This is a genomic window from Photobacterium malacitanum, from assembly GCF_900185615.1.
GTDB classification, from domain to species: domain Bacteria; phylum Pseudomonadota; class Gammaproteobacteria; order Enterobacterales; family Vibrionaceae; genus Photobacterium; species Photobacterium malacitanum.
The window spans coordinates 780,197-802,386 of record NZ_FYAK01000001.1 but is presented as its reverse complement, the minus strand read 5'-3'; the positions used below and the strand labels follow the sequence as shown (position 1 = coordinate 802,386).

The following is a 22,190-nucleotide window of genomic DNA, read 5'->3' as shown; positions in this document are numbered from 1 at the left end:
AAGCAATGGCTTATCAACCGAAGAAACGCAAAATGACGGCTGAAATTAATGTTGTCCCTTACATTGACGTTATGCTGGTATTACTGATTATTTTTATGGTGACGGCGCCGTTTGTAAACCAAGGGGTCGATGTTGATTTACCTAAAACGCAAACGGCTGAAACTGTCGCACAATTAAATAAAGATAGTGATACTCCACCAATCATTGTCGAAGTAGATAAAGACGGCAATTTAGGGGTGAGTATTGATAATGCTGACATGGTACATGGGTTAAGCCTTGATGAACTCATTGGTCGAGTCAAAGCTGAACTTGCGAGTGATCCAAAAACCTTGGTTATGGTTGGTGGAGATGGACGCACACCTTACGCGAATATTGTCGAAACCTTAGATGCACTGAGTCATGCTGGGGTTGGATCTGTTGGTTTGATGACCGATCCGCTAGATAAACCCGGAAATTGAGGCATGAAGAAAAGTAATTATTCGAAGTCTGTCATTATATCGGTGTCGATTCACGCGCTATTTATTGGGTTGTTATTATGGGGGGCTGACTTTACCTTTGATCATAAACAATCGGTTGGAAATACCATTCAAGCAACAATGGTTGATCCTGCGATGTTAAATCAACAAGCTCAGCAAATTCGTCAGCAACGCCAAGCAGCTAAAGATGCTGAGCAAGCACGTCAAAATCGCCTTGAACAACAAACAGCAGCGCTTGAAAAACAACGTAAAGCAGAAGCAGAGCGATTACGACAATTACAAACTGATAAATTAAATGCTGAAAAGGCAGCCCGTGAAGCTGAAAAACAACGTCAAGTGCAGCAACAACAAGCAGCAGAAGCTAAAGTAAAAGCAGAAGCGAAGGCTAAAGCAGAAGCGAAGGCTAAAGCAGAAGCGAAGGCCAAAGCAGAAGCGAAGGCCAAAGCAGAAGCGAAGGCCAAAGCAGAAGCGAAGGCCAAAGCAGAAGCGAAGGCCAAAGCAGAAGCGAAGGCTAAAGCAGAAGCGAAGGCTAAAGCAGAAGCGAAGGCTAAAGCAGAAGCGAAGGCCAAAGCAGAAGCGAAGGCTAAAGCAGAAGCGAAGGCCAAAGCAGAAGCGAAGGCCAAAGCAGAAGCGAAGGCCAAAGCAGAAGCGAAGGCTAAAGCAGAAGCGAAGGCTAAAGCAGAAGCGAAGGCTAAAGCAGAGGCGAAGGCCAAAGCAGAAGCGAAGGCCAAAGCTAAAGCAGAAGCTCAAGCTAAACAAGATGCCGCACTAAATGATATGTTTTCGGGACTAGAGGCTGAGAATGAACAGCGTGGCGGCGCTAAAGGTAAACATATTGCAGATGAAGTTGCTCGTTATGGCACGATATATAAGCAAATGATTCAACAAAATTTATTAGTTGATCAAAGCTTTAAAGGACAAAAATGTCAGTTAACACTGCGTTTATCTGCTAATGGTTTAGTGTTGAATGTGTCGCAACTAGCAGGAAATGACACGCTTTGTCGAGCTGCGAAATCAGCTGTGCTACAAGTAAGTGAATTTCCGATGCCAGATAACCCCGATGTGGTTAAGCAATTACGGGTTATTAACTTAACAGTTAGTCCATAGATTGTTAGTTGAACGTGTTAAATACTGATTTAATTTTTTGCCGTAACAGTAGTTACGGTTTTCGTAACCATAAGGAGCGATTGATGAAACGTTGGATGATAGGTGTATTTTTTGCCTTACTAAGCGTTAGCCAATTTGCACATGCTGCACTTGATTTAGTCATCACTGACGGTGTTGATTCCGCCCGCCCTATAGGAATAGTACCTTTTGAGTGGCAAGGTCAAAATAAATTACCTACCGATATTTCAGCAGTCATAGCGTCTGATTTACAACGTAGCGGTAAATTTAGTCCAATAGCAAATAATAAATTACCACAACGTCCTTATAATGAGAGCCAAATTAATTATAGTGCGTGGACTAAGTTAGGGGTTGATGCTGTTGTAACTGGCAGTATTACTCAAGATAAAGACGGCAACTATGTTATTGATTATCAATTGGTTGACGTTGTTAAAGGTAAGTTGAATAGTGATTCTCAGGGGGCTGCAAGTGATTACTTACTGTTAAATAATCGTGCTGTAGTTAAACCAAATCGTATGCGTCAGTATGCACATAGAATCTCTGATATGATTTACCAAAAATTAACCGGAGAGCGTGGCGCATTTTTAACACGTATTGCTTATGTTGATGATAATCAAGGTTCTCAATTCCCATACCAGCTGCGTGTTGCTGATTATGACGGTTATAATGAACGTGTTGTTTTAAAATCGAAGCAACCGCTAATGTCACCCGCTTGGTCTCCTGATGGCAGTAAGTTAGCTTATGTTAGTTTTGAAAATGGTAAGGCTGAAATTTTCATTCTGAACATCTATAAAGGTACCCGTGAACTGGTGGCGAATTACCCTCGTCATAATGGCTCTCCACAATTTTCACCCGATGGTACAAAGCTAGCGATGGTATTATCAAAAACGGGTAGCTTACAGATCTATATTAAAGATCTACGTACCAAAGAGCTTCGTCAAGTGACTCACGGTCGCGCTAATAATACTGAAGAAGTTTGGACGCCAGATGGAAAATCAATGTATTTCACTTCAGATCGTGGTGGTCGTCCACAAATATACCATCTTGATTTAGCTACTGGTGATACTCAACGTGTAACATGGCAAGGTAGTCAAAATATGGGGGCACAAATTACCCCTGATGGCCGTTTTTTAGTGATGGTCAATCGTTCAGATAGTGGCTATAACATTGCTAAACAAGATATAAAAAGCGGTGCGGTTCAGATTTTAACGAAAGCAAAATTAGCTGAATCACCAAGTATTGCGCCTAACGGTAGCATGATTATTTATAGTTCAGCCCAAAATAATGGCTATGAATTGTCGTTGGTATCTATTGATGGTCGATTCCAGGCTCGTTTACCGTCAACAAGTAAGCGTGTACGTGCGCCTGCTTGGGGTCCATTCCTATAATAGGATTATAGAACAATAACATACTCAAATAATGAGTATTACTGAATGATAAAGGATAAAAATAGATGCAATTTAACCGAATTTTAAAAGGCTTAGCGATTGCGTTACCAATGATGACATTGGCTGCGTGTAGTTCAACAGATAGTACTGGTAGCTCTGCAGGATCTCAAAATCAAAATGGTGGTATTGGCGGCACAGGCGCTGGCCAAACAACGATCTCTACACCTGTTGATCAAAGTAGTGCCATGACTGAGCAGCAATTGCATGAGCAGCAAATGCAAAAGCTACGTCAACAACAACAAACAGTATTCTTTAAATTTGATAACTCTGAAATTCAGCCTGAATACCAACAAATGCTAGAAGCGCACGCAGAATATCTACGTAACAATCCTAATGTTAAGGTTGTTGTTCAAGGACATGCTGATGAACGCGGCACACCAGAATATAACATCGCTCTTGGTGAGCGTCGTGCTACAGCGGTATCTCAGTATTTACAAGCATTAGGTGTACCTGCTAACCAAATGTCTATCGTAAGTTACGGTGAAGAGAAACCACTTCTATTTGGACATACTGATGCGGACTACGCGAAAAATCGTCGCGCAGTGATTGTATACTAATTAAAGTGTAGGTTGATAATTATGAGCAGTAACAAAGTAATGCGTCAATTTGCATTAGTGTTGCTGGTTGGTGCGGCGATCCAGGTGGTCGCCGCTCCTGCTTCAGCTGCTAATTTACAAACGTTAGAGCGTATGCTTGAAGCACAAGGGCAATCGCAATTACAGGTTCAACGTCAATTAGATCAAATGTCGACAGATCTTGATAATATTCGTGGCAAAGTAGAACGTAATAGCTACGATATTAAGCAAATGAAAGAACGTCAGCGTCAGTTATATAACGATGTGGATCAATTAAGCCGTCAACCTGTAAAAGCGGCTCCTGCTGTGAAAGAAGCCACTAAAGCCCCGGTAGAAGCATACTCTAAAAACATGAGTGAGAATGATGCTTATCAAAACGCCGTTAATTTGATTTTGAAAAAGAAAGATTATCAAGGAGCAACGAAAGCTTTCCAATCTTTCTTAACCACTTATCCTGACTCGGTTTATAAGCCTAATGCGAGCTATTGGTTAGGACAACTTCATTTTGCGCAAAATGATTTAGCACAAGCAGCACAGAATTTTGGTGTTGTTGCAAGCATTAAGGACTCAAGTAAGCGTGCCGATGCTTTATTAAAATTAGGTGTTATTGCTGAGCGTGGTAATGATACTGTTAAAGCAATGTCCTATTATACTGAAGTTGTTAAAGATTACCCTAGCTCCACTAGCGCCAAACAAGCGCAGTCTGCGTTAGCTAATCTATCGAAGCACTAAGGTTATTATTGCTTAAGAAAAAACCTGCGATTATGCAGGTTTTTTTATGTTATGTATTTTGGCATTGTTAATTGAAACTTATTGATTCAGCTTACACATTTATTAATAATTAACTATTGTGTGCGTAAATTATTTTTTTGATATGATGCGTTTTTGTTAGTTGAGGTGAGTAATAGTACAACTTTATTTAACCTTAATACTATGGACAGTTGGAGTTATTATGCTTAATAAAAAAAACATATTATGGTACTCGTTCATCTCTGTATCGGGATGGTTATTTGCTGCTTATTTAATGTTTATGCATTTGGATAGTGATCGTGATTTCATTAACGATAAAATCACAGTGAATGCTTATAATATTGTTTCTCAATCTCTACAAGATAAAAAATCCGATCAAGAAATTATCGAACAAATACAGTTTTGGTTTAAAAATGGTTGGACAGCTCAAACTGGATCTGTCACTACGATCTGTAATAATGATCGCCAAAAATTCAAAAAAATACTATCAGATTCCGCAATTGTGACGATTTGTCGTTTGCATATATAGCATTGGGAATCATTACTATGAATAAATTAACATCTGTATTGTTGCTTTTATTAGCATTTTCGGGCTGGATCACTAGTGCTATTTTTATCTATCAATCAAAAAGCAATGACGATTATGTTGTTAAAATGTTAGGTGAAAATGCGTTTAATATTATAGAACAATCATTAAACAAGAGTCACTCTGAAGCTGAGGTTCTTACTCAAATTCAGCAATGGAAAAATGATGGTTGGACAGCACAAACGGGTTCTATCGCAACACTATGTCAATATGACAGACAACGGTTTAAACAATGGGTAACAGCTAAAAATTTAGAGCAAATATGTGACTAAACTCAGTAGGACCGTAAGATGAATGTATCTATATTTTTAATGACTATTTTTTTTAGTGCGGTGAGTGTTGGCGCTTATATTTATCTATTGACGTTAATGTTAGAAAGAGAACAACAGCTATATTTTGATGATAAAACCAAAACACTTTTTTGCGACGGTAAAAAGGTTATCTCAGTGCGTGATGGTAGTGGTAACTATCGATTCATAAAATATATATTTCAACACCCAGATAGAGTTATCTCCGTTACTGACCTTGAGACGTATGTTTTTTTTGGTCAAAATATAAATATTGTTAAAGTCTTGAGTAATACCCATTTACCCAAAGAGATCATCAATACCTTTTTTGTCGTTAATAAAGATAGTCTAATCTTTAAAAATAAAGCCTTTCTCAAATGAGAAAGGCTTTCGGCTTAAATTATAATTATTTACCGTAAAGACTAGTTTCGATGAAAGTTATAGACATCCATCAATGTCTCACCTCTTCTACAGGTAGTTAACTCATTGCTTTAAAAGCGATAAAGTATTATTTAATAAAAAAAGCCTTAAAACTGTGACAGAAATCAATAAATTTTTTTCTGAGATATTCTCAGAGAATGTCTAAAATAAAAATTAAATAAATTCACTTTTATATAGACCGATACAGCATGGTGTATGTCTTGATGGTATATTTGGTGTTTTGTTACTATTAAGTGCCGATTTGTTTGTTAAAGGTGAATTTTTGAAATTCACGGGTATAATGACTTAATATGTAAGGAATGCTGACGAGCAAATGAATAATGAATATTGCATTTGATCCATCGGAAATGATCTACCCATTTCCGCCAAAACCTGCTGTCTTATCGGATAATGAAAAGCAAGTTTATATTAATCAAATTAAGCAATTGCTACAGGATAACAATGCTGTATTAATTGCTCACTATTACACGGATCCTGAAATTCAGGCTCTCGCGGAAGCGACTGGCGGGTTTGTTGGTGATTCACTTGAAATGGCACGGTTTGGTAACCAACACTCAGCAACAACCTTAATTGTGTGTGGCGTACGCTTTATGGGTGAGTCTGCTAAAATATTGACGCCTGAAAAAAAGGTGTTAATGCCAACATTAGAAGCAGAATGTTCACTTGATCTGGGGTGTCCAGAGGATGCATTTACGGCATTTTGTGATCAACATCCTGAGCATACCGTGGTTGTTTATGCTAATACCTCTGCTGCTGTAAAAGCGCGTGCAGATTGGGTAGTTACATCAAGTATTGCCCTAGAAATTATTGACCATCTTGATAGTGAAGGCTGTAAAATCATTTGGGGCCCAGATCGCCATCTTGGTGGTTATATTCAAAAACAGACTGGCGCTGAGATGCTATTGTGGCAGGGTGAATGTATTGTGCATGATGAGTTTTCAGCACAAGCATTAAAACAAATGAAGCATCTTCATCCTGATGCCGCTATTTTAGTCCACCCAGAATCACCTGCAAGTGTGGTTGCTTTGGCTGATGCTGTAGGTTCTACCAGCCAATTAATTAAAGCCGCAACGACGCTACCTCAACAAAAATTAATTGTGGCAACAGATAAAGGCATTTTCTTTAAAATGCAGCAAATGGTGCCAGATAAAGAATTAATAGAGGCACCAACAGCAGGAGCAGGTGCGACTTGCCGTAGTTGTGCACATTGCCCGTGGATGGCAATGAATGGTTTAAAAGCAATTTATACTGCTTTAGCTGAAGCTGGTGAGCTGCATGAGATTTTTGTTGATGAAGCGGTACGGGTGAAATCACTTATTCCACTAAATCGTATGTTAGATTTTGCTGCAGAATTACAATTAAAAGTTAAAGGTAATGCGTAAGTAACTCATCACTTACTAAAATAAAAGGCGGTGCGATCTGATACTAATCGTAGTAAACAGAATCGATTCGCCTTTTTTATTTTTACTGCTGCTGAAACTCAATAATTATTGAGCAGCAACAAGCTGTGCACCACGTTGAGTTAAGCCACATAGCATTACTGGGATTGCATTAAAGATTTCTTCAAACTGTGCCAAAGCATCAGCATTTTGTTCTTTAAGTGCTTCTAATGCTGTTTCAGGATCAAATAACAAGCTAAAAGAAAGTAATACTCCACCAAGTAGCGCATTATCTTCACTTTCTGGTGGCATAATTGTTTCCCAATCATCGCGTGCTAATTGCCAACCTTGAAGCATACCTTCGCAGAAGTTACTGGTAACATCGGTAACAATTTGGCTATCGTCTAAAGCACATCCTTCAGGCCATTGCCAAGTACTTTCAAATAAAGCAGCACGCGCTTCGTTCCAAATTTCAATGATTGCTTTGGCATAATTTTCTAAATCATCGTGGTTTTCAAAAGGAGATGATTCTTCACCGCCCCACATAAATGCTAACCATTCAGTTGGATCAATAAGATGCGGTGCTGCAGCCATAGCAGTAACAAAGCCGCGAGTTTGTGATTCAGGTAGCAATTGATCTGCTAGTTGAGAGTTTTGCAAAATAGTACTTAGTTGTGAAGGCATAAAACAATCTCAGCGTAATTATGGTTAAATGTTCAGATGCATTAACTATACATGCACCACTGAACTTTATACCACTATTGTAACAGTCTCTTGGTAACAACCTAGTGATGAGCCGATATATTTACTATCTAGGGTCAAAAAAGATCAATAAAGTAGGGTTGTTAGGATTAAATTGTTTATTTTTGATTTTAATTAAAACATCCGTCTGTCACTACTAACATAATTCTTGAGTCTCTGATGTTTTTAAGTGCTAAAACAGCTTCAGAGGGCTCATAATTTTACTTCATGTTAAGGTCAAACAATGTATAGCGAACAATTTATGATGTTATTAGCTGTCTTTGAACGTGCAGCCTTAATGCTAATGACATTATTTCTATTAACGCGTACTCAATTGTTTCAATCTATCGTTAAGAAAACTCATCGGCGACCGGTTGAAACGGCGATGATTTCAGCATTATTTATATTATTTGCTGTATTTAGTACTTATACCGGTTTAAATGTAGATGGTTCGTTGGTTAACGTCCGTATTATAGCAGTGTTATCTGGTGGCATTATTTTTGGCCCGTGGATTGGTATTCCAGCAGGCATTATTGCAGGTATTCACCGTTATTTAATTGATATTGATGGTCCAACATCTGTCGCTTGTTTGATAACCAGTATTTTTGCTGGGTTATTAGCAACATGGATCCATTGTAAATGTACTAAAAACAATTATGCGCAATTGGGCATTTTAGCAGGAATGTGCTGCGAAATGCTGACAATGATATTAATTGTGATGTTATCTGATAATAAAGCTCAAGCTTACAATATTGTTTCACATATTAGTTTTCCAATGATTGTTGGCACATTATCTATCGGGTTAATTATTAAATTAGTTCAAGATCTTGATGAAGAAAAAGATCTTATAGCGGCGCAACAAGCGAAATTGGCCCTTGATATTGCTAATAAAACGTTGCCTTATTTTCGAATGAACAATCGTCATGCGTTGCAGAAAGTTTGCAGTATTATTCGGTTTTATACTGAAGCTGATGCTGTAGCGATAACTAACACTCAGGATGTACGTGCTTATGTTGGTCGTGGTGAAGAAAAATTTTTAGATGCTCACCATAAAATCAGTCAAATGACGCGTCAAGCGGTTGAAAGTGGTGAACAGATCATCAGTAATAATCTCAATGTGCATCACTTTCACTCATTATTGATTATTCCATTATGGGAAAATGGTGAGGTTAGCGGTACTCTTAAAATATTCTATTGTCAGCCCGATCATATACGAATGTCATTGCGTGAAATGGCTATTGGGTTATCACAAATTATATCAACTCAAATGGAAGTATCGCGGATTGAGCAGCTAAAGCAAATGGCCTCAAAAGCTGAATTTTCAGCATTACAAAGTAAAATAAATCCGCATTTTTTATTTAATGCACTTAATGCTATTTCTACTTTAATTCGTATTCGCCCTGATGACGCGCGGCAGTTAATTGCAAATTTAGCCGATTTCTTACGTTATAATTTAGAACACGATGTAGAGTTAATTGATATTCAAGAAGAAATTCAACAAGTACGTGATTATGTGGCCATTGAGCAAGCGCGTTTTGGACCTAAACTTGAGGTCGAGTTTGATATTGATGATGTCCATCCTCGTGTGCCATGTTTATTGATTCAGCCTTTAGTTGAAAATGCGATTTTACATGGTATTCAACCCTCGCGAGTGAACGGTAAGGTATTAATTTCTGTTAAAAAAGCTACGGATAATGTTGTAATTACAATTACCGATACTGGCGTGGGTATCAATCAACATACGATTGATAAATTATATCAAGGCAAAATAGGCTCTCATCATATTGGGCTTAATAATGTCCATCAACGATTATTATTATTGTTTGGTGATGGTTTGCATATTCGGCGTTTAAAGCAAGGGACGACCATGCAATTTTTTGTAAAATAACAGGACTTGTACCATGAGACTCAACGCTTTGATTGTAGAAGATGAGTATTTAGCGCGCGAAGAATTAACCTATTTAATTGAAAAACATAGCAAGATTAATATTGTCGCTGCGTTTGATGACGGGTTAGATGCGTTTAAGTTTTTGCAATCTAACCAGGTTGATATTGTATTTTTAGATATTAATATTCCCTCAATCGATGGTATGTTGTTAGCACGTAATATTGCTCAGTTTTTACATAAGCCAAAAATTGTATTTACGACCGCATATAAAGAATACGCTGTCGATGCATTTGAATTAGAAGCTGTGGACTATCTATTAAAGCCGCTTAATGAGCAGCGAGTCATCGGGCTATTAACTAAACTACAGCAGCATGTTCAACCGCAACAACCGACAGCCAATATACGCAACAATACTATTAATCTACTTCATAACAATCGTATTCATGTTACTGCAATCAGTGATATTTGTTGTGCAATTGCCAATGAAAAAGTCACCGATGTTTATACAGCGGAAGGGCGTTTTGTGGCACAAATGACGATGAGTGAATTAATGTTGCGCTTACCTAGTAGCGACTTTTTTCGTTGTCATCGTTCCTACTGTATTAATATCAATGATGTTAAAGAGATCATTCCATGGGTTAATAGTACCTATATGATAAAGCTTGCCCATCTTGAGCAGCATATCCCTGTCAGTCGAAGTAACTTAAAAGCGTTTCGTTGTTTAATGAAGTTGTAGAAAGCAGTGATATGATTAGCGGCTAAATGCATTTCATGCCGCTATATTGCATTCTATTCCTCATACACTACCGCTGATTTTATTGTTTTCTTATCCTCTTGTTATATGTGGTTATTACCGTATTTTGATGGGCAGCAGCAAGGTGATTCATCGCATTACCTTGAATATTTTCATCGTAAGAGGGCATAACCATGACCAACCAACTTAGCCATCGTAGTCGTTATTGGACCTTACTCGGCACCATCATTACTCAGTTTGCTTTAGGTTCTGTTTATACTTGGAGTTTATTTAATGCTCAGCTGGCGGGTAAGTTATCAGAGCCTGTGAGTCGCGTTGCTTTTTCTTTTGGAATAATGAGCTTAGCCCTCGCTGTTGCATCATCAATGGCTGGTAAAATGCAAGAACGGTTTGGGGTTAGGAAGGTGACTCTTGGTGCTGGCATTTTATTGGGTACAAGTTTAGTACTAACTGCGCATGCTACTAATATTTGGCTGTTATATATTTTTGCAGGTTTGTTAATTGGCTTTGCGGATGGTACTGGCTATTTAATGACGTTGTCTAACTGTGTCAAATTTTTTCCAGAGCGTAAAGGTGTCATTTCGGCCTGTGCGATAGGTGCTTATGGTCTAGGTAGTTTAGGATTTAAATTTATTAATATGTACTTCCTTGAGCATAATGGTCTCGAGAGTACCTTTGATTACTGGGGCATCATAGCAATGGTGATGGTTGTTATCGGTGGCTTAATGATGAAAGATGCACCGAAACAACAGGTCTCTGCCACAGAATCTGCTGCTGATGTGCGTGATTTCAGCCTTTCACAATCAATGAAATGCCCTCAATTTTGGATGCTAGCATTGGTATTCTTAACCGTTTGTATGAGTGGTTTATATGTTATTGGTGTTGCCAAAGATATCGGTCAAGGATACGTACACTTATCATTAGATGTTGCCGCAGCTGGCGTTGCTATTATTGCAGTAGCTAACTTAGGTGGGCGCTTAGTGCTTGGGGTTCTATCAGATAAGATCGCACGAACTAAAGTTATTGCGATAGCATTGGTGGTCTGTTTAGTGGGAGTATGTGCGTTATTATTTGCTCATCAAAGTATGCTCAGCTTTTATATTGCCGTTGCCTGTATTGCCTTTAGCTTTGGTGGCACAATTACGGTATTCCCTTCATTAGTTAGTGATTTCTTTGGTTTAAATAACCTGACTAAAAATTATGGTGTCATTTATTTAGGCTTTGGTGTCGGTAGTTTTATAGGTTCAATTGTTGCCTCTATTTTCGGTGGTTTTATCGCAACCTTTTATTTAATGTTTGGGTTGTTAATTGTTTCATTGATTATTGCCTTAACCATTAAATTGCCTCAATTACCACGCTCCTCGTTGGCCTAATAAGTCGTTCAATACATACATATAACTAATCCGAATTTAGGTTCTAAATTCGGATTTTTATTGGTTGGTATTTTGTTATATCAAAGAAATTAACAGTGACAATTAAAGAGTTTAATGGTTGCTATCAGGTTAGATAAAAAAGCTGCATTTAATCAAAATTGTAGTTATTAACTCGAAACCGATATTAAATACAGAACCTTATTTTACAAAAAAGCTGTTCTAATTCGCATATAAACTGCATGGTGTTAGTTACATGGCTTTAAGTAACGATTACTGTGTTAATACTGGTTGATTTTGCTAGGGTAGGAAAGGGAATGTCTGTTGTTAAAGTGCCATTTAAAGTTAGAAATGCTGCTGCAGATATATTTGCAATGGTGGTATTTAGCTTTATTACTGGAATGATGATTGAAGTGTTTATTTCAGGCATGTCTTTTGAGCAGTCATTAGCATCGCGTACATTATCTATTCCTATTAATATCGCTATCGCATGGCCTTATGGCGTATTTCGCGACTATGTTATTGGCTGCGGTCACAAGTTATCTTCAACACGATGGATGAAAGGTCTGTCAGATATGGTGGCATACGTAGTGTTCCAGTCGCCTATTTATGCCTGCATTCTATTTGTTGTTGGCGCTAATAAAGAACAAGTTATTGCAGCAGTAATGAGTAACATTTTAGTTTCAGGAGCGTTAGGCGTGGTTTATGGTCAGTTTCTTGAGTTATGCCGTAGAATGTTCCGTGTTACTACAGCGCCTCAACCTATCATTTAGTCACGACTAGCAGTATTGAACGTAATAAAAGCATCCGTTGGGGTGCTTTTTTTATGGGTAAAATATCAAAACCTATAAAATTGGTATAAGAACAGTGCAAATTGCAGTATAAGTCAGCAAATAGAAAAAAGACGCATAAAAACCCTTGACCCAGATCTCATAAATCAATATATTACACGCCGTCGACAAGCAAAGCGTTGTTGGCAACAATGTGGTGAGGTGTCCGAGTGGCTGAAGGAGCACGCCTGGAAAGTGTGTATACGGCAACGTATCGAGGGTTCGAATCCCTCCCTCACCGCCATATCTCTTGTAAGAGATATAAATTGGAGAGATGGCTGAGTGGTTGAAAGCACCGGTCTTGAAAACCGGCATACGTTTATAGCGTATCTAGGGTTCAAATCCCTATCTCTCCGCCATATTCAAGAAAGCCGCTAACGAAAGTTAGCGGCTTTTTTACGTCTGAATCAAAGTGATTGTGTATACCGAGCAAGTAAAGCAGGGTTCAAATCCACTAATCCTCGAAGCTGCTCCGCCACATTCAAGAAAGCCGCTAACGAAAGTTAGCGGCTTTTTTACGTCTGCATAAACCCACCTTCGTCATTCCCTACAGTGAGGTTACGAACGAGATAGGGAATCTACTGTCCGCGCGTTGTAGAGTCATTGTATTTACTGGCTTCTTTAAGGCTCAAGCACGCGGTGAGTAGATCACGGATAGTTTCGTACCTCAACTTCCGAGATGACGGATATTGGACTGAGTGAATAAACCCACCTTCGTCATTCCCTACAGTGAGGTTACGAACGAGATAGGGAATCTACTGTCCGCGCGTTGTAGAGTCATTGTATTTACTGGCTTTTTTAAGGCTCAAGCACGCGGTGAGTAGATCACGGATAGTTTCGTACCTCAACTTCCGAGATGACGGATATTGAACTGAGTGCATAAACCCACCTTCGTCATTCCCTACAGTGAGGTTACGAACGAGATAGGGAATCTACTGTCCGCGCGTTGTAGAGTCATTGTATTTACTGGCTTCTTTAAGGCTCAAGCACGCGGTGAGTAGATCACGGATAGTTTCGTACCTCAACTTCCGAGATGACGGATATTGGACTGAGTGAATAAACCCACCTTCGTCATTCCCTACAGTGAGGTTACGAACGAGATAGGGAATCTACTACCAGCGGGTTGTAGTATTACTGTTTACATTGGTGTTTTAGTCTATTTCTATCGGTATCTTTAATGCTTAATAGTGCGGTGAATAGAACACCGATCGCTCATGTTTCGGTTTCGGAATGACGGACAATAACTCACCAGCTATAGCTCGATAAACTCTCTACCAAGATAGCAATTAACGCCATAACCGAATATCACTAACTGCGTCGAGGCTAAATAAGCTAAAATGACAGTAATTATTTTAGTTTTGAGCCTGTATATTAATGACCACGACAACAACACCTGCCAACTTTGCTGAACTTGGCCTTATTTCACCTTTGTTAGCACGATTAACTGAGTTGGAATACCAACAACCAACGCCGATTCAAGCACAAGCTATTCCAAGTGTACTCGCTGGACGCGATCTGATTGCGGGCGCAAATACAGGTTCAGGTAAAACAGCAACATTTGCTTTACCGCTATTACAACAATTGCATCAAGCTAAAGCGAGTGAGCCTAAAAACGCTAAGGGTAACTATGTTACTGGTCTTGTTTTAGTACCTACTCGTGAGTTAGCAAAGCAAGTTGCAGATAGCATCAAATCTTATGCGACCCATTTTAATGGTGCAATTAAAACCGTTGCTGTATTTGGCGGTGTTTCTGTTAATACCCAAATGTTGGCGCTACGTGGTGGTACTGATATTTTAGTGGCAACACCTGGCCGTTTATTGGATTTGATTTCAAGCAATGCGATTAAACTTGATCGAGTTAAAACCTTAGTGCTTGATGAAGCAGATCGTATGTTAAGCCTTGGCTTTACTGAAGAGCTGTCTGCGTTGTTAGCGTTATTACCTAATAACAAGCAAACATTACTATTCTCAGCGACATTCCCTGAACAAGTTAAGATGTTAACTCAAGCATTACTTAACGATCCGGTTGAACTGCAATTACAAAGTGTTGATGCAAGCACACTCGTACAACGTGTTTTCAGCGTCAATAAAGGTGAGAAAACTGCAGTTTTAGCCCATTTGATTAAACAGCATCAATGGCGTCAGGCGCTTATCTTTGTGAATGCAAAAAATAGTTGTGAGCACTTAGCAGATAAACTATCAAAGCGTGGCATTATTGCGGAAGTGTTCCACGGCGATCGTGGTCAAGGTGCGCGTACTCGTGTATTAGAAGCGTTTAAAGCTGGTGAGATTGACGTATTGATTGCAACGGATATTGCTGCACGTGGTCTTGATATTGAAAAATTACCGGTAGTGATTAACTTTGATTTACCGCGTAGCCCAGCAGATTATATGCATCGTATCGGTCGTAGTGGTCGTGCTGGTGAGGTTGGTTTAGCGTTATCATTAATTGACTATGAAGATAGCCATCACTTTAAGGTTATTGAAAAGAAAAACAAAGTTCGTCTTGAGCGTGAACAAGTTGAAGGCTTTGAAGTTGATGAATCACAAGCTTTGTTAGCAGTAGCAAAGCCAATGGCAAAACCGGAAGGTACTGGTAAAAAGAAACGTAAAAATAAACCAGCACCTGTTGATGATTTTTGGTCATAAGATAAATTCATATGCTGGTCACTTTTTAAATAGCGTGTAAACTAAAAAATCCCTCGTTAGTAATAGCGAGGGATTTTTTTATGCTGCTAATTATAGTGTGAGGATATTTACATCGACCAAGACGTGAATATTTTCAAGAGCTAAAAGTAATAATAAGCTGCGTTAGTCGCATAGTAGGGCGGAATTGCGGTTACCGTAAGATGATAAAGCGACCATTTACTGGATTTTTATACCGATTAAATTGAAACGTGATACTGCTTCATGCCGTTTTTAGCTCCAATTATGTTTCCTCAATGAATGATATTGTTTCCTGTTGGCGACAATAAAGGTGTGTTTTTTGCGATCTGGTTCATAGTATTGCAGATAAGTTACAGTGTTTTTTCAATATTTGTTTTAGATCAAATCGATGTTAGAACCAAAGGCGTAAAAATACCTAAGACGTATTTTTGGCTGAGTGTCATTACTTAAATTGGCTTTATAGAATAAGGCATATTTAATAATGCATATTTGAAAGATAAGGTAAGTTATTATGAGTAGTGCGTTTTATATTCCAACCGTTAACTTTATGGGTGCGGGTTGTTTAACAGCTGCGGCTGATGCAATTAAAGCACATGGCTTTAAGAAAGCATTAATTGTTACTGATAAAGTATTAAACGAAATAGGTGTGGTGACACAAGTTGCAGTGTTATTAACTGAGCGTGGCATTGATTCTGTTGTTTATGATGGTACTCAACCGAACCCTACCATCACTAACGTTGATCAAGGCCTAACATTACTTAAAGATAACGGCTGTGACTTTGTTATTTCATTGGGTGGTGGTTCACCACATGATTGTGCAAAAGGTATTGCTCTTTTGGCGGCTAACGGTGGCCAGATTGGTGATTATGAAGGTGTTGATCGTTCTGCAAAAGCACAGCTACCTGTGGTTGCGATTAATACCACGGCGGGTACTGCATCTGAAATGACCCGTTTCTGTATTATTACTGATGAAACTCGTCATATTAAAATGGCGATTGTAGATAAGAACACTACGCCATTAATGTCAGTCAATGATCCTCAGTTAATGTTAGCAAAACCTGCTTCATTAACAGCGGCAACAGGTATGGATGCGTTAACTCACGCAATTGAAGCTTATGTCTCAATTGCTGCAACGCCAATTACCGATGCCGTTGCGATCAAAGCGATTGAATTAATTGAAGCGAATTTACGCACTGCGGTTAAAGAAGGTCAAAATCTTCATGCTCGTGAGCAAATGGCTTATGCGCAATTTATGGCGGGAATGGCATTTAATAACGCTTCATTAGGTTATGTGCATGCAATGGCGCACCAACTTGGTGGCTTTTATAATTTACCTCATGGCGTGTGTAATGCAGTATTATTACCACATGTTCAACGTTATAACGCTCAAGTATGCCCTGAGCGTCTACGCGATGTGGCAGCGGCAATGGGGGTTAATGTTGATGTGATGACACCGCAACAAGGTGCAAATGCTGCTATTGATGCAATCATGGCATTGTCTAAAGATGTTGGTATTCCTACTGGCTTAAAAGAGCTCAATGTAAAAGCTGAAGATATTGCGTTGTTAGCGGATAATGCTCTAAAAGATGCGTGTGGTTTCACTAACCCGAAACAAGCGACCCATGAAGAGATCTCACAAATCTTTATGGCTGCAATGTAATCGTTGATATTAACTCGATAATATTAGTTATTATAATTAAAAAAACGCCTCAAAGCTGAGGCGTTTTTTATTTATAGTAATGGGCTAAACATATAGAAGAAGCGTTCTCCAAACTTATTACGCACTGAGCGTTTTTCCCATTGTTCTTTATCGACAGGCTCAGAGTTAGCGATATAACTTTGCTGTAATTGACTCAGTTTATGAGTGAACTCAAGGTTATCAACTGCCATTGTGACTTCAAAATTAAGCCATAAACTGCGCATATCAAGGTTAACGGTACCAATTAGACAGTGAGTATCATCAATCACCACTGATTTAGTATGTAATAAACCGCCATGAAAACGATGAATATGAACCCCTGATTTTAGAAGATCACTAAAGAAAGAGCGACTTGCCCATTCAACCATGGTCGAATCGTTTTTATCAGGCAATACAATATGCACCTCAACATTACGTTCAGCAGCACCCTTCATTGCATGTAATAAATGCTCACTTGGTACAAAGTAAGGGGTCGTAATAACAATACTTTTCTTTGCTTGGTAAATACTTAATAGTAACACTTGATGAATAATATCATCGGGCATACCTGGGCCTGATGGGATCACTTGTACCGTGTCATAGTGAGGGTCATCTTGTTGTGGCATTTTGCAGGCAGGTAGAGGCGGTAAAAACCGTTGTCCTGTTTCTACTTCCCAGTCCCATGCTTGAATACAATTTAGCACTGAAACCGTAGGTCCACTGATTCTAACCATAACATCGACCCATTGACCGACCCCTGCATCGACCTTAAAGAACGCCGGATCAACTAAGTTCATTGAACCTGTGTAAGCAATATTGTCATCAATAACGACTATTTTGCGGTGTTGGCGTAAATCTAATCGGCGTAAGAACATACGAAAAGGTGATACTGCGAGTGCCTCTACCAACTCAATACCCGCGCCGCGAATTAGCTTTGGCCAATGAGAACGGAAAAAGCGCATGCTGCCTGCAGAGTCGAGTAAAATTCGAATTCTAATACCGCGTTTAGCCGCTTGAATCAGAGCAACGCCAACCTCATCAGCTAAGCCGCCAGGATACCAAATATAGAATTCTAGATGAATTGAGTGCTGCGCGTTATTAATATCACAAATAAGCGATCGTAATATTTCATCAGTTGATGATTTTAATGACAGTTGGTTACCGACTAAGCCGGGTAAACCAAGACGGTTTTCACACAGATCACTGATCGGTTTTGCAACATCGCTCATATTTTGAGGCTGGTGGCCGGGGCAATCTGTGAGGCATTGAAACCAACTTGCAAACGGGAAAAACATCTCACGAGCACGTTCGGCACGTTTTTTACCAAGATTAAGCTCACCAAAGAGTAGGTAGGCAATAACGCCACCAAATGGGACGATATAGATAATCATCATCCATGCGAGAGAAACACCAACAGCTCGGCGTTTGAAAACCACACGTACAGTGACAGCGGCAATTAACAACCAATAGGCGAAAATGCCAATCCACGTTAAGATTTGGTAAAACTGTTCCATTGAATTACTTCATCAATATAAATACACTTTGTATGTATAGTGCATTGAAATTAAAAAAAAACCTAATATTCACTGCTTTTTAATGCTTATGTTGAATAGTCAAGGCTATTTTTGAGGAGGTGTTACCGTTTTGTGGGGTAAACACCGCGTAATAATTGATCTTATAACAACCGCTTTAGGGGCAATAGGTCATCAATTGTTTTGATGAGAATGAACAATATATTTCTCAACGCTGTTCTTTTTTTAAGGGCTGGTTATACTCGCGCCATCTATGTACTGTAAAGGTGTTATTTTCAATTATGTTTGATCTTGTTTACCAGCATTCTGATTTTTTAGTGATTAATAAGCATCCAGGGATCAGCGTTCATAAAGATGATAATGAACAACCTCTACTTGCTGCCGTTGCTGCACAAACCGGTGATGAAAAGCTTTATTTAATCCATCGATTAGACAAAATGACATCTGGATTATTATTACTAGGGCGCAATAAAACGGCAGCAGCTGCATTATGCGCTAATTTTGCAGAGCGTCGAGTCGAAAAATACTATGTTGCTATTGGTACTAAAAAACCCAAGAAAAAACAAGGTGTCGTTATTGGTGATATGACTCGCTCACGCCGCAGTAGTTGGAAATTAGAGACAACTAAGCACAACCCTGCAATAACGCAATTTTTCTCTGCGGCAGCAGGAGAAGGCCGACGGATTTTTTTGTGCAAGCCTTATACAGGTAAAACCCATCAAATTCGCGTTGCCTTACGCAGTGTTGGCTCTGGCATTACTGGTGATGATATTTATGGTAATGAAGCAGCTGATCGTGGTTATTTGCATGCTTATGGATTACGTTTTCCATATCAAGGTGAGTTACAACAATTTTTATGCTCACCAAGTGTTGGAACATTATGGTCAACACCTGAAGCACAACAAGCTTTAATACAGTGGCAACAACCGTGGTCTCAAACATGGCCTGCTTTAGCCCATAAAAAATAACACGATGGATTAAATATCTGCAGTTAATGGATAACTGCGGGTATTACCAGCAATTGATAGCTAAGACTGTGGATGTGGATTTCTTTTTGATTACGATAAATTATAATGCGCGCAGGGAATGTATTAGTTAGAGGTTTACAATGCGAAGTGCTTATTCACGTACGCTTAAAATGCGTGTTTCTCAGCAAAAACGTCAATCACAGCATCGTCGAAATCGTGCTCAACAACATCTATTACTACCAGAAACAACGCCTCGTCATTTTTTACCTTCATCTTCGACACTACATTTACATTCAACTTGCCTTATTGATTATTCGATTGAGTATGTACTCCGCGCTAAACACCATTAGTCAATGGTTCTATTTGGGCTGTGGTTGGTATTCTTGGACGCAACGTATAGAATAGCCGTCTTAATTGACTACTTTGAATGATGTTATGGAAATTAGTGCTCTACCTACCTTAGAAGCCCATTTATTAACGGCTTTAACGACACCACCAACAGAAGTCCGCCGTTTATTTCATGGTCGTGGACGTTGTTGGCCGGGGCTTGAACACATCACTGTTGATTGGCTGCAAGGGCAAGTGCTGGTTTCCTTATTTAAAGAACCTGATGCTGATTTTATGGCGGCATTAGCTGATTTACTGGCTAGATTAACCCAAACGGAAGTTTGGCAAACCAGTGGTGCTCGTTGTCTACTCTTACAGCATCGTGATCGTCAAGGCTCACCGATGGACGTTGTATGGGGACAAAGCTCAGACTATCAAGATGTTATTGAAAGTGGCTTAACCTACAAACTTGATTTAGGTCGTAATCAAAATAACGGCTTATTTTTAGATATGCGTTATGGCCGTGATTGGGTGCGTGAGCATGCAGCAGGTAAGCGCGTACTTAATCTGTTTGCTTATACCTGTGGTTTTTCTGTCGCTGCGATTGCTGGTGGTGCAGAATTTGTTGTTAACCTTGATATGGCCAAAGCGGCATTAAGTCGTGGGCGTGATAATCATCACCTTAATAATCATGATCTAAAGAAAGTGAGCTTTCTTGGTCATGAGCTTTTTAAGTCATGGGGTAAGGTGCGCAAGATGGGTCCTTATGATTTAATCATCATTGATCCACCATCGTTTCAAAAAGGCAGTTTTGCGCTGACGAAAGATTATCAAAAGATTTTACGCCGTTTGCCTGAGCTACTCACAGCTGAAGGGGTTGTATTAGCGTGTGTTAATGATCCTTCGCTAACTAGTCAATTTCTTATTGATGGTATGGCGACTGAAGCTCCTGATATGGTATTTACTCAACGACTAGATAACCCACCTGAATTTAATGAGATTGAACCTGAAGGCGGTCTGAAAGCGTTAGTCTTTGAGCGTCGTAGCTAAGTTTTAGTGTTAAATATTAGTATTAACAATTAGCGTAAAATATTCATTATTGTCATCCCTTATCAATTTTATCACTTGATGTGAGTAAACTAGATAAGGGATTTTTTTGTCTGAAATTTGTAGTAATCTTTTTATTATAATAGCTTATATGAACTTTATTATGGTGATGAGGTTGCGTTTTTATGGGCAGTGACAAATACTAAAATAAGCCGTTAACAATAAAACAAATTGATTAAGTTGTCAGTGCAAGGGCTGCACGCAATATAAATACATTAAGGATGTGTAGTTATGTTTAAATCGTTCTTTCTTGATCGACGCTGGTTTTTATGGTCGATTGTTGGTAGTGCCGTTATCTTATATGTCACTTGGTATAAAGTACAAATTGATGTAGAAGTGAATGAATGGTTTGGCAGCTTTTATGATCTCATTCAAAAGGCATTAGCCAAACCTAATGCTGTTACGTTTGATGAATTTCTTGCTGGTTGTATTGAGTTTTTCAATATTGTATCTGTGTATATCATCATTGCGGTTATTCTCGATTTCTTTGTTCGTCACTATGTTTTCCGTTGGCGTACCGCGATGAATAACTATTATATGAAGCATTGGGATAAAATCAGTCATATTGAAGGGGCATCACAACGAGTGCAAGAAGACACGATGCGTTTTGCACGTATTGTTGAAAGCTTGGGTGTGAGTTTTATGCGCTCGTTAATGACCTTATTCGCCTTTTTACCCATTTTATGGGTATTAAGTGAAAATATAACCGAACTGCCTTGGATTGGCGCAGTTGATCGGTCTTTGGTGTATTTAGCGATTATTTCGGCATTATTTGGCACGGTATTATTGGCTATTGTTGGTGTGCATTTACCTGGATTAGAATTTAAAAACCAAAAGGTTGAGGCTGCTTATCGTAAAGAGTTGGTCTTTGGTGAAGATAATTCACAACGTGCAGAGCCGGAAACCGTAAAAGAACTGTTTGTTAATGTTCGACAAAACTACTTTAACTTATATCGCCATTACTTATATTTTGATATCGCAAAATGGTCGTATATTCAATACACCGTGATTGTACCTTATATTGCGCTTGGCCCCGCGATTGTTTCTGGTGCATTAACATTGGGTGTTCTACAACAAATATTAAGAGCGTTTGGTAAAGTCGAAGAATCATTTCAATTTCTGGTACATTCATGGAGCACAATCGTAGAGCTAATGTCTATCTATAAAAGATTACGTGCCTTTGAAGTGCAAATTAATGATGCGATCAATGTTGAAAGCGTACCTGCAGATTAATCGATTAAGAAAATATAAAAAGCCCTAA

At 39.0% G+C, this 22,190-nt stretch carries 21 protein-coding genes and 2 tRNA genes; 21 read left to right on the top strand and 2 right to left on the bottom strand.

Translation table 11 applies throughout. From position 1 onward, the window contains the following. Positions 1 to 5 precede the first annotated feature (5 nt). The 9 genes from tolR (at position 6) to nadA (ending at position 7,070) form a co-directional block, all read left to right on the top strand. On the top strand, positions 6 to 458 hold the full coding sequence (tolR, locus tag PMAL9190_RS03540; protein ID WP_065166310.1) for a protein TolR: 453 nt from the start codon (positions 6 to 8) through the stop codon (positions 456 to 458). Between the two features lie 3 nt (positions 459 to 461). After that, on the top strand, positions 462 to 1,583 hold the full coding sequence (gene tolA / locus PMAL9190_RS03535; protein WP_087843941.1) for a cell envelope integrity protein TolA: 1,122 nt from the start codon (positions 462 to 464) through the stop codon (positions 1,581 to 1,583). 80 nt (positions 1,584 to 1,663) lie between these two features. Beyond that, positions 1,664 to 2,989, top strand: coding sequence for a Tol-Pal system beta propeller repeat protein TolB (gene tolB / locus PMAL9190_RS03530; RefSeq protein WP_503121364.1), 1,326 nt, complete (start codon positions 1,664 to 1,666; stop codon positions 2,987 to 2,989). Positions 2,990 to 3,054: 65 nt separating this feature from the next. Further along, positions 3,055 to 3,606: a peptidoglycan-associated lipoprotein Pal gene (pal, locus tag PMAL9190_RS03525; protein WP_087843939.1), complete on the top strand. Its 552-nt coding sequence runs from the start codon at positions 3,055 to 3,057 to the stop codon at positions 3,604 to 3,606. A 21-nt stretch (positions 3,607 to 3,627) separates the two neighbouring features. Beyond that, positions 3,628 to 4,356 (top strand): tol-pal system protein YbgF, encoded by a 729-nt coding sequence (gene ybgF / locus PMAL9190_RS03520; RefSeq protein WP_087843938.1) that lies wholly within the window; start codon positions 3,628 to 3,630, stop codon positions 4,354 to 4,356. 220 nt (positions 4,357 to 4,576) lie between these two features. Further along, complete coding sequence (locus PMAL9190_RS03515) at positions 4,577 to 4,903, top strand: hypothetical protein (protein ID WP_065166306.1); 327 nt, start codon at positions 4,577 to 4,579, stop codon at positions 4,901 to 4,903. 17 nt (positions 4,904 to 4,920) lie between these two features. Continuing rightward, complete coding sequence (locus tag PMAL9190_RS03510; RefSeq protein WP_065166305.1) at positions 4,921 to 5,232, top strand: hypothetical protein; 312 nt, start codon at positions 4,921 to 4,923, stop codon at positions 5,230 to 5,232. An 18-nt stretch (positions 5,233 to 5,250) separates the two neighbouring features. Further along, positions 5,251 to 5,628 (top strand): hypothetical protein, encoded by a 378-nt coding sequence (locus PMAL9190_RS03505; RefSeq protein ID WP_087843937.1) that lies wholly within the window; start codon positions 5,251 to 5,253, stop codon positions 5,626 to 5,628. A gap of 380 nt (positions 5,629 to 6,008) precedes the next feature. After that, positions 6,009 to 7,070: a quinolinate synthase NadA gene (gene nadA, locus PMAL9190_RS03500; RefSeq protein ID WP_087843936.1), complete on the top strand. Its 1,062-nt coding sequence runs from the start codon at positions 6,009 to 6,011 to the stop codon at positions 7,068 to 7,070. A 105-nt stretch (positions 7,071 to 7,175) separates the two neighbouring features. Here nadA and PMAL9190_RS03495 read toward each other — a convergent pair whose 3' ends face one another. After that, complete coding sequence (locus PMAL9190_RS03495; protein WP_087843935.1) at positions 7,176 to 7,751, bottom strand: UPF0149 family protein; 576 nt, start codon at positions 7,749 to 7,751, stop codon at positions 7,176 to 7,178. Positions 7,752 to 8,052: 301 nt separating this feature from the next. Between PMAL9190_RS03495 and PMAL9190_RS03490 the strand changes: the two genes are divergently transcribed. From PMAL9190_RS03490 to yiaY, 8 genes are all read left to right on the top strand, one after another. Further along, a complete protein-coding gene (locus tag PMAL9190_RS03490) occupies positions 8,053 to 9,696 on the top strand; it encodes a LytS/YhcK type 5TM receptor domain-containing protein (protein WP_235004271.1) in 1,644 nt (547 codons plus the stop codon). 13 nt (positions 9,697 to 9,709) lie between these two features. Next, entirely contained in the window at positions 9,710 to 10,432 is a 723-nt protein-coding gene (locus tag PMAL9190_RS03485) for a LytR/AlgR family response regulator transcription factor (protein WP_087843934.1), read from the top strand. Positions 10,433 to 10,623: 191 nt separating this feature from the next. Next, positions 10,624 to 11,823, top strand: a complete 1,200-nt coding sequence (locus PMAL9190_RS03480; protein ID WP_087843933.1) for an L-lactate MFS transporter — start codon at positions 10,624 to 10,626, stop codon at positions 11,821 to 11,823. 314 nt (positions 11,824 to 12,137) lie between these two features. Further along, a complete protein-coding gene (locus tag PMAL9190_RS03475; protein WP_087843932.1) occupies positions 12,138 to 12,593 on the top strand; it encodes an L-alanine exporter AlaE in 456 nt (151 codons plus the stop codon). 213 nt (positions 12,594 to 12,806) lie between these two features. Next, positions 12,807 to 12,894 (top strand) — tRNA-Ser (locus PMAL9190_RS03470). Positions 12,895 to 12,918: 24 nt separating this feature from the next. Further along, a tRNA-Ser gene (locus PMAL9190_RS03465) sits at positions 12,919 to 13,009 on the top strand. A 1,015-nt stretch (positions 13,010 to 14,024) separates the two neighbouring features. Then, positions 14,025 to 15,299, top strand: coding sequence for a DEAD/DEAH box helicase (locus PMAL9190_RS03460; RefSeq protein WP_087843931.1), 1,275 nt, complete (start codon positions 14,025 to 14,027; stop codon positions 15,297 to 15,299). Between the two features lie 529 nt (positions 15,300 to 15,828). Beyond that, positions 15,829 to 16,977, top strand: a complete 1,149-nt coding sequence (gene yiaY, locus PMAL9190_RS03455; protein WP_087843930.1) for an L-threonine dehydrogenase — start codon at positions 15,829 to 15,831, stop codon at positions 16,975 to 16,977. Positions 16,978 to 17,048: 71 nt separating this feature from the next. On the opposite strand, the gene cls is transcribed toward yiaY, so the two are convergent. Beyond that, positions 17,049 to 18,509 carry a cardiolipin synthase gene (gene cls, locus PMAL9190_RS03450; RefSeq protein WP_087843929.1) on the bottom strand — a complete coding sequence of 487 codons (1,461 nt, stop codon included), beginning with the start codon at positions 18,507 to 18,509 and terminating at the stop codon, positions 17,049 to 17,051. A gap of 299 nt (positions 18,510 to 18,808) precedes the next feature. Between cls and PMAL9190_RS03445 the strand changes: the two genes are divergently transcribed. The 4 genes from PMAL9190_RS03445 to sbmA all read left to right on the top strand — a co-directional run bounded on the left by PMAL9190_RS03445 (position 18,809) and on the right by sbmA (position 22,162). Then, on the top strand, positions 18,809 to 19,495 hold the full coding sequence (locus PMAL9190_RS03445) for a TIGR01621 family pseudouridine synthase (protein ID WP_087843928.1): 687 nt from the start codon (positions 18,809 to 18,811) through the stop codon (positions 19,493 to 19,495). 140 nt (positions 19,496 to 19,635) lie between these two features. Beyond that, complete coding sequence (locus PMAL9190_RS03440) at positions 19,636 to 19,845, top strand: hypothetical protein (RefSeq protein WP_087843927.1); 210 nt, start codon at positions 19,636 to 19,638, stop codon at positions 19,843 to 19,845. Positions 19,846 to 19,930: 85 nt separating this feature from the next. Then, entirely contained in the window at positions 19,931 to 20,872 is a 942-nt protein-coding gene (locus PMAL9190_RS03435) for a class I SAM-dependent methyltransferase (protein ID WP_087843926.1), read from the top strand. A gap of 288 nt (positions 20,873 to 21,160) precedes the next feature. Next, complete coding sequence (gene sbmA / locus PMAL9190_RS03430; protein WP_087843925.1) at positions 21,161 to 22,162, top strand: peptide antibiotic transporter SbmA; 1,002 nt, start codon at positions 21,161 to 21,163, stop codon at positions 22,160 to 22,162. Positions 22,163 to 22,190: the final 28 nt, after the last annotated feature.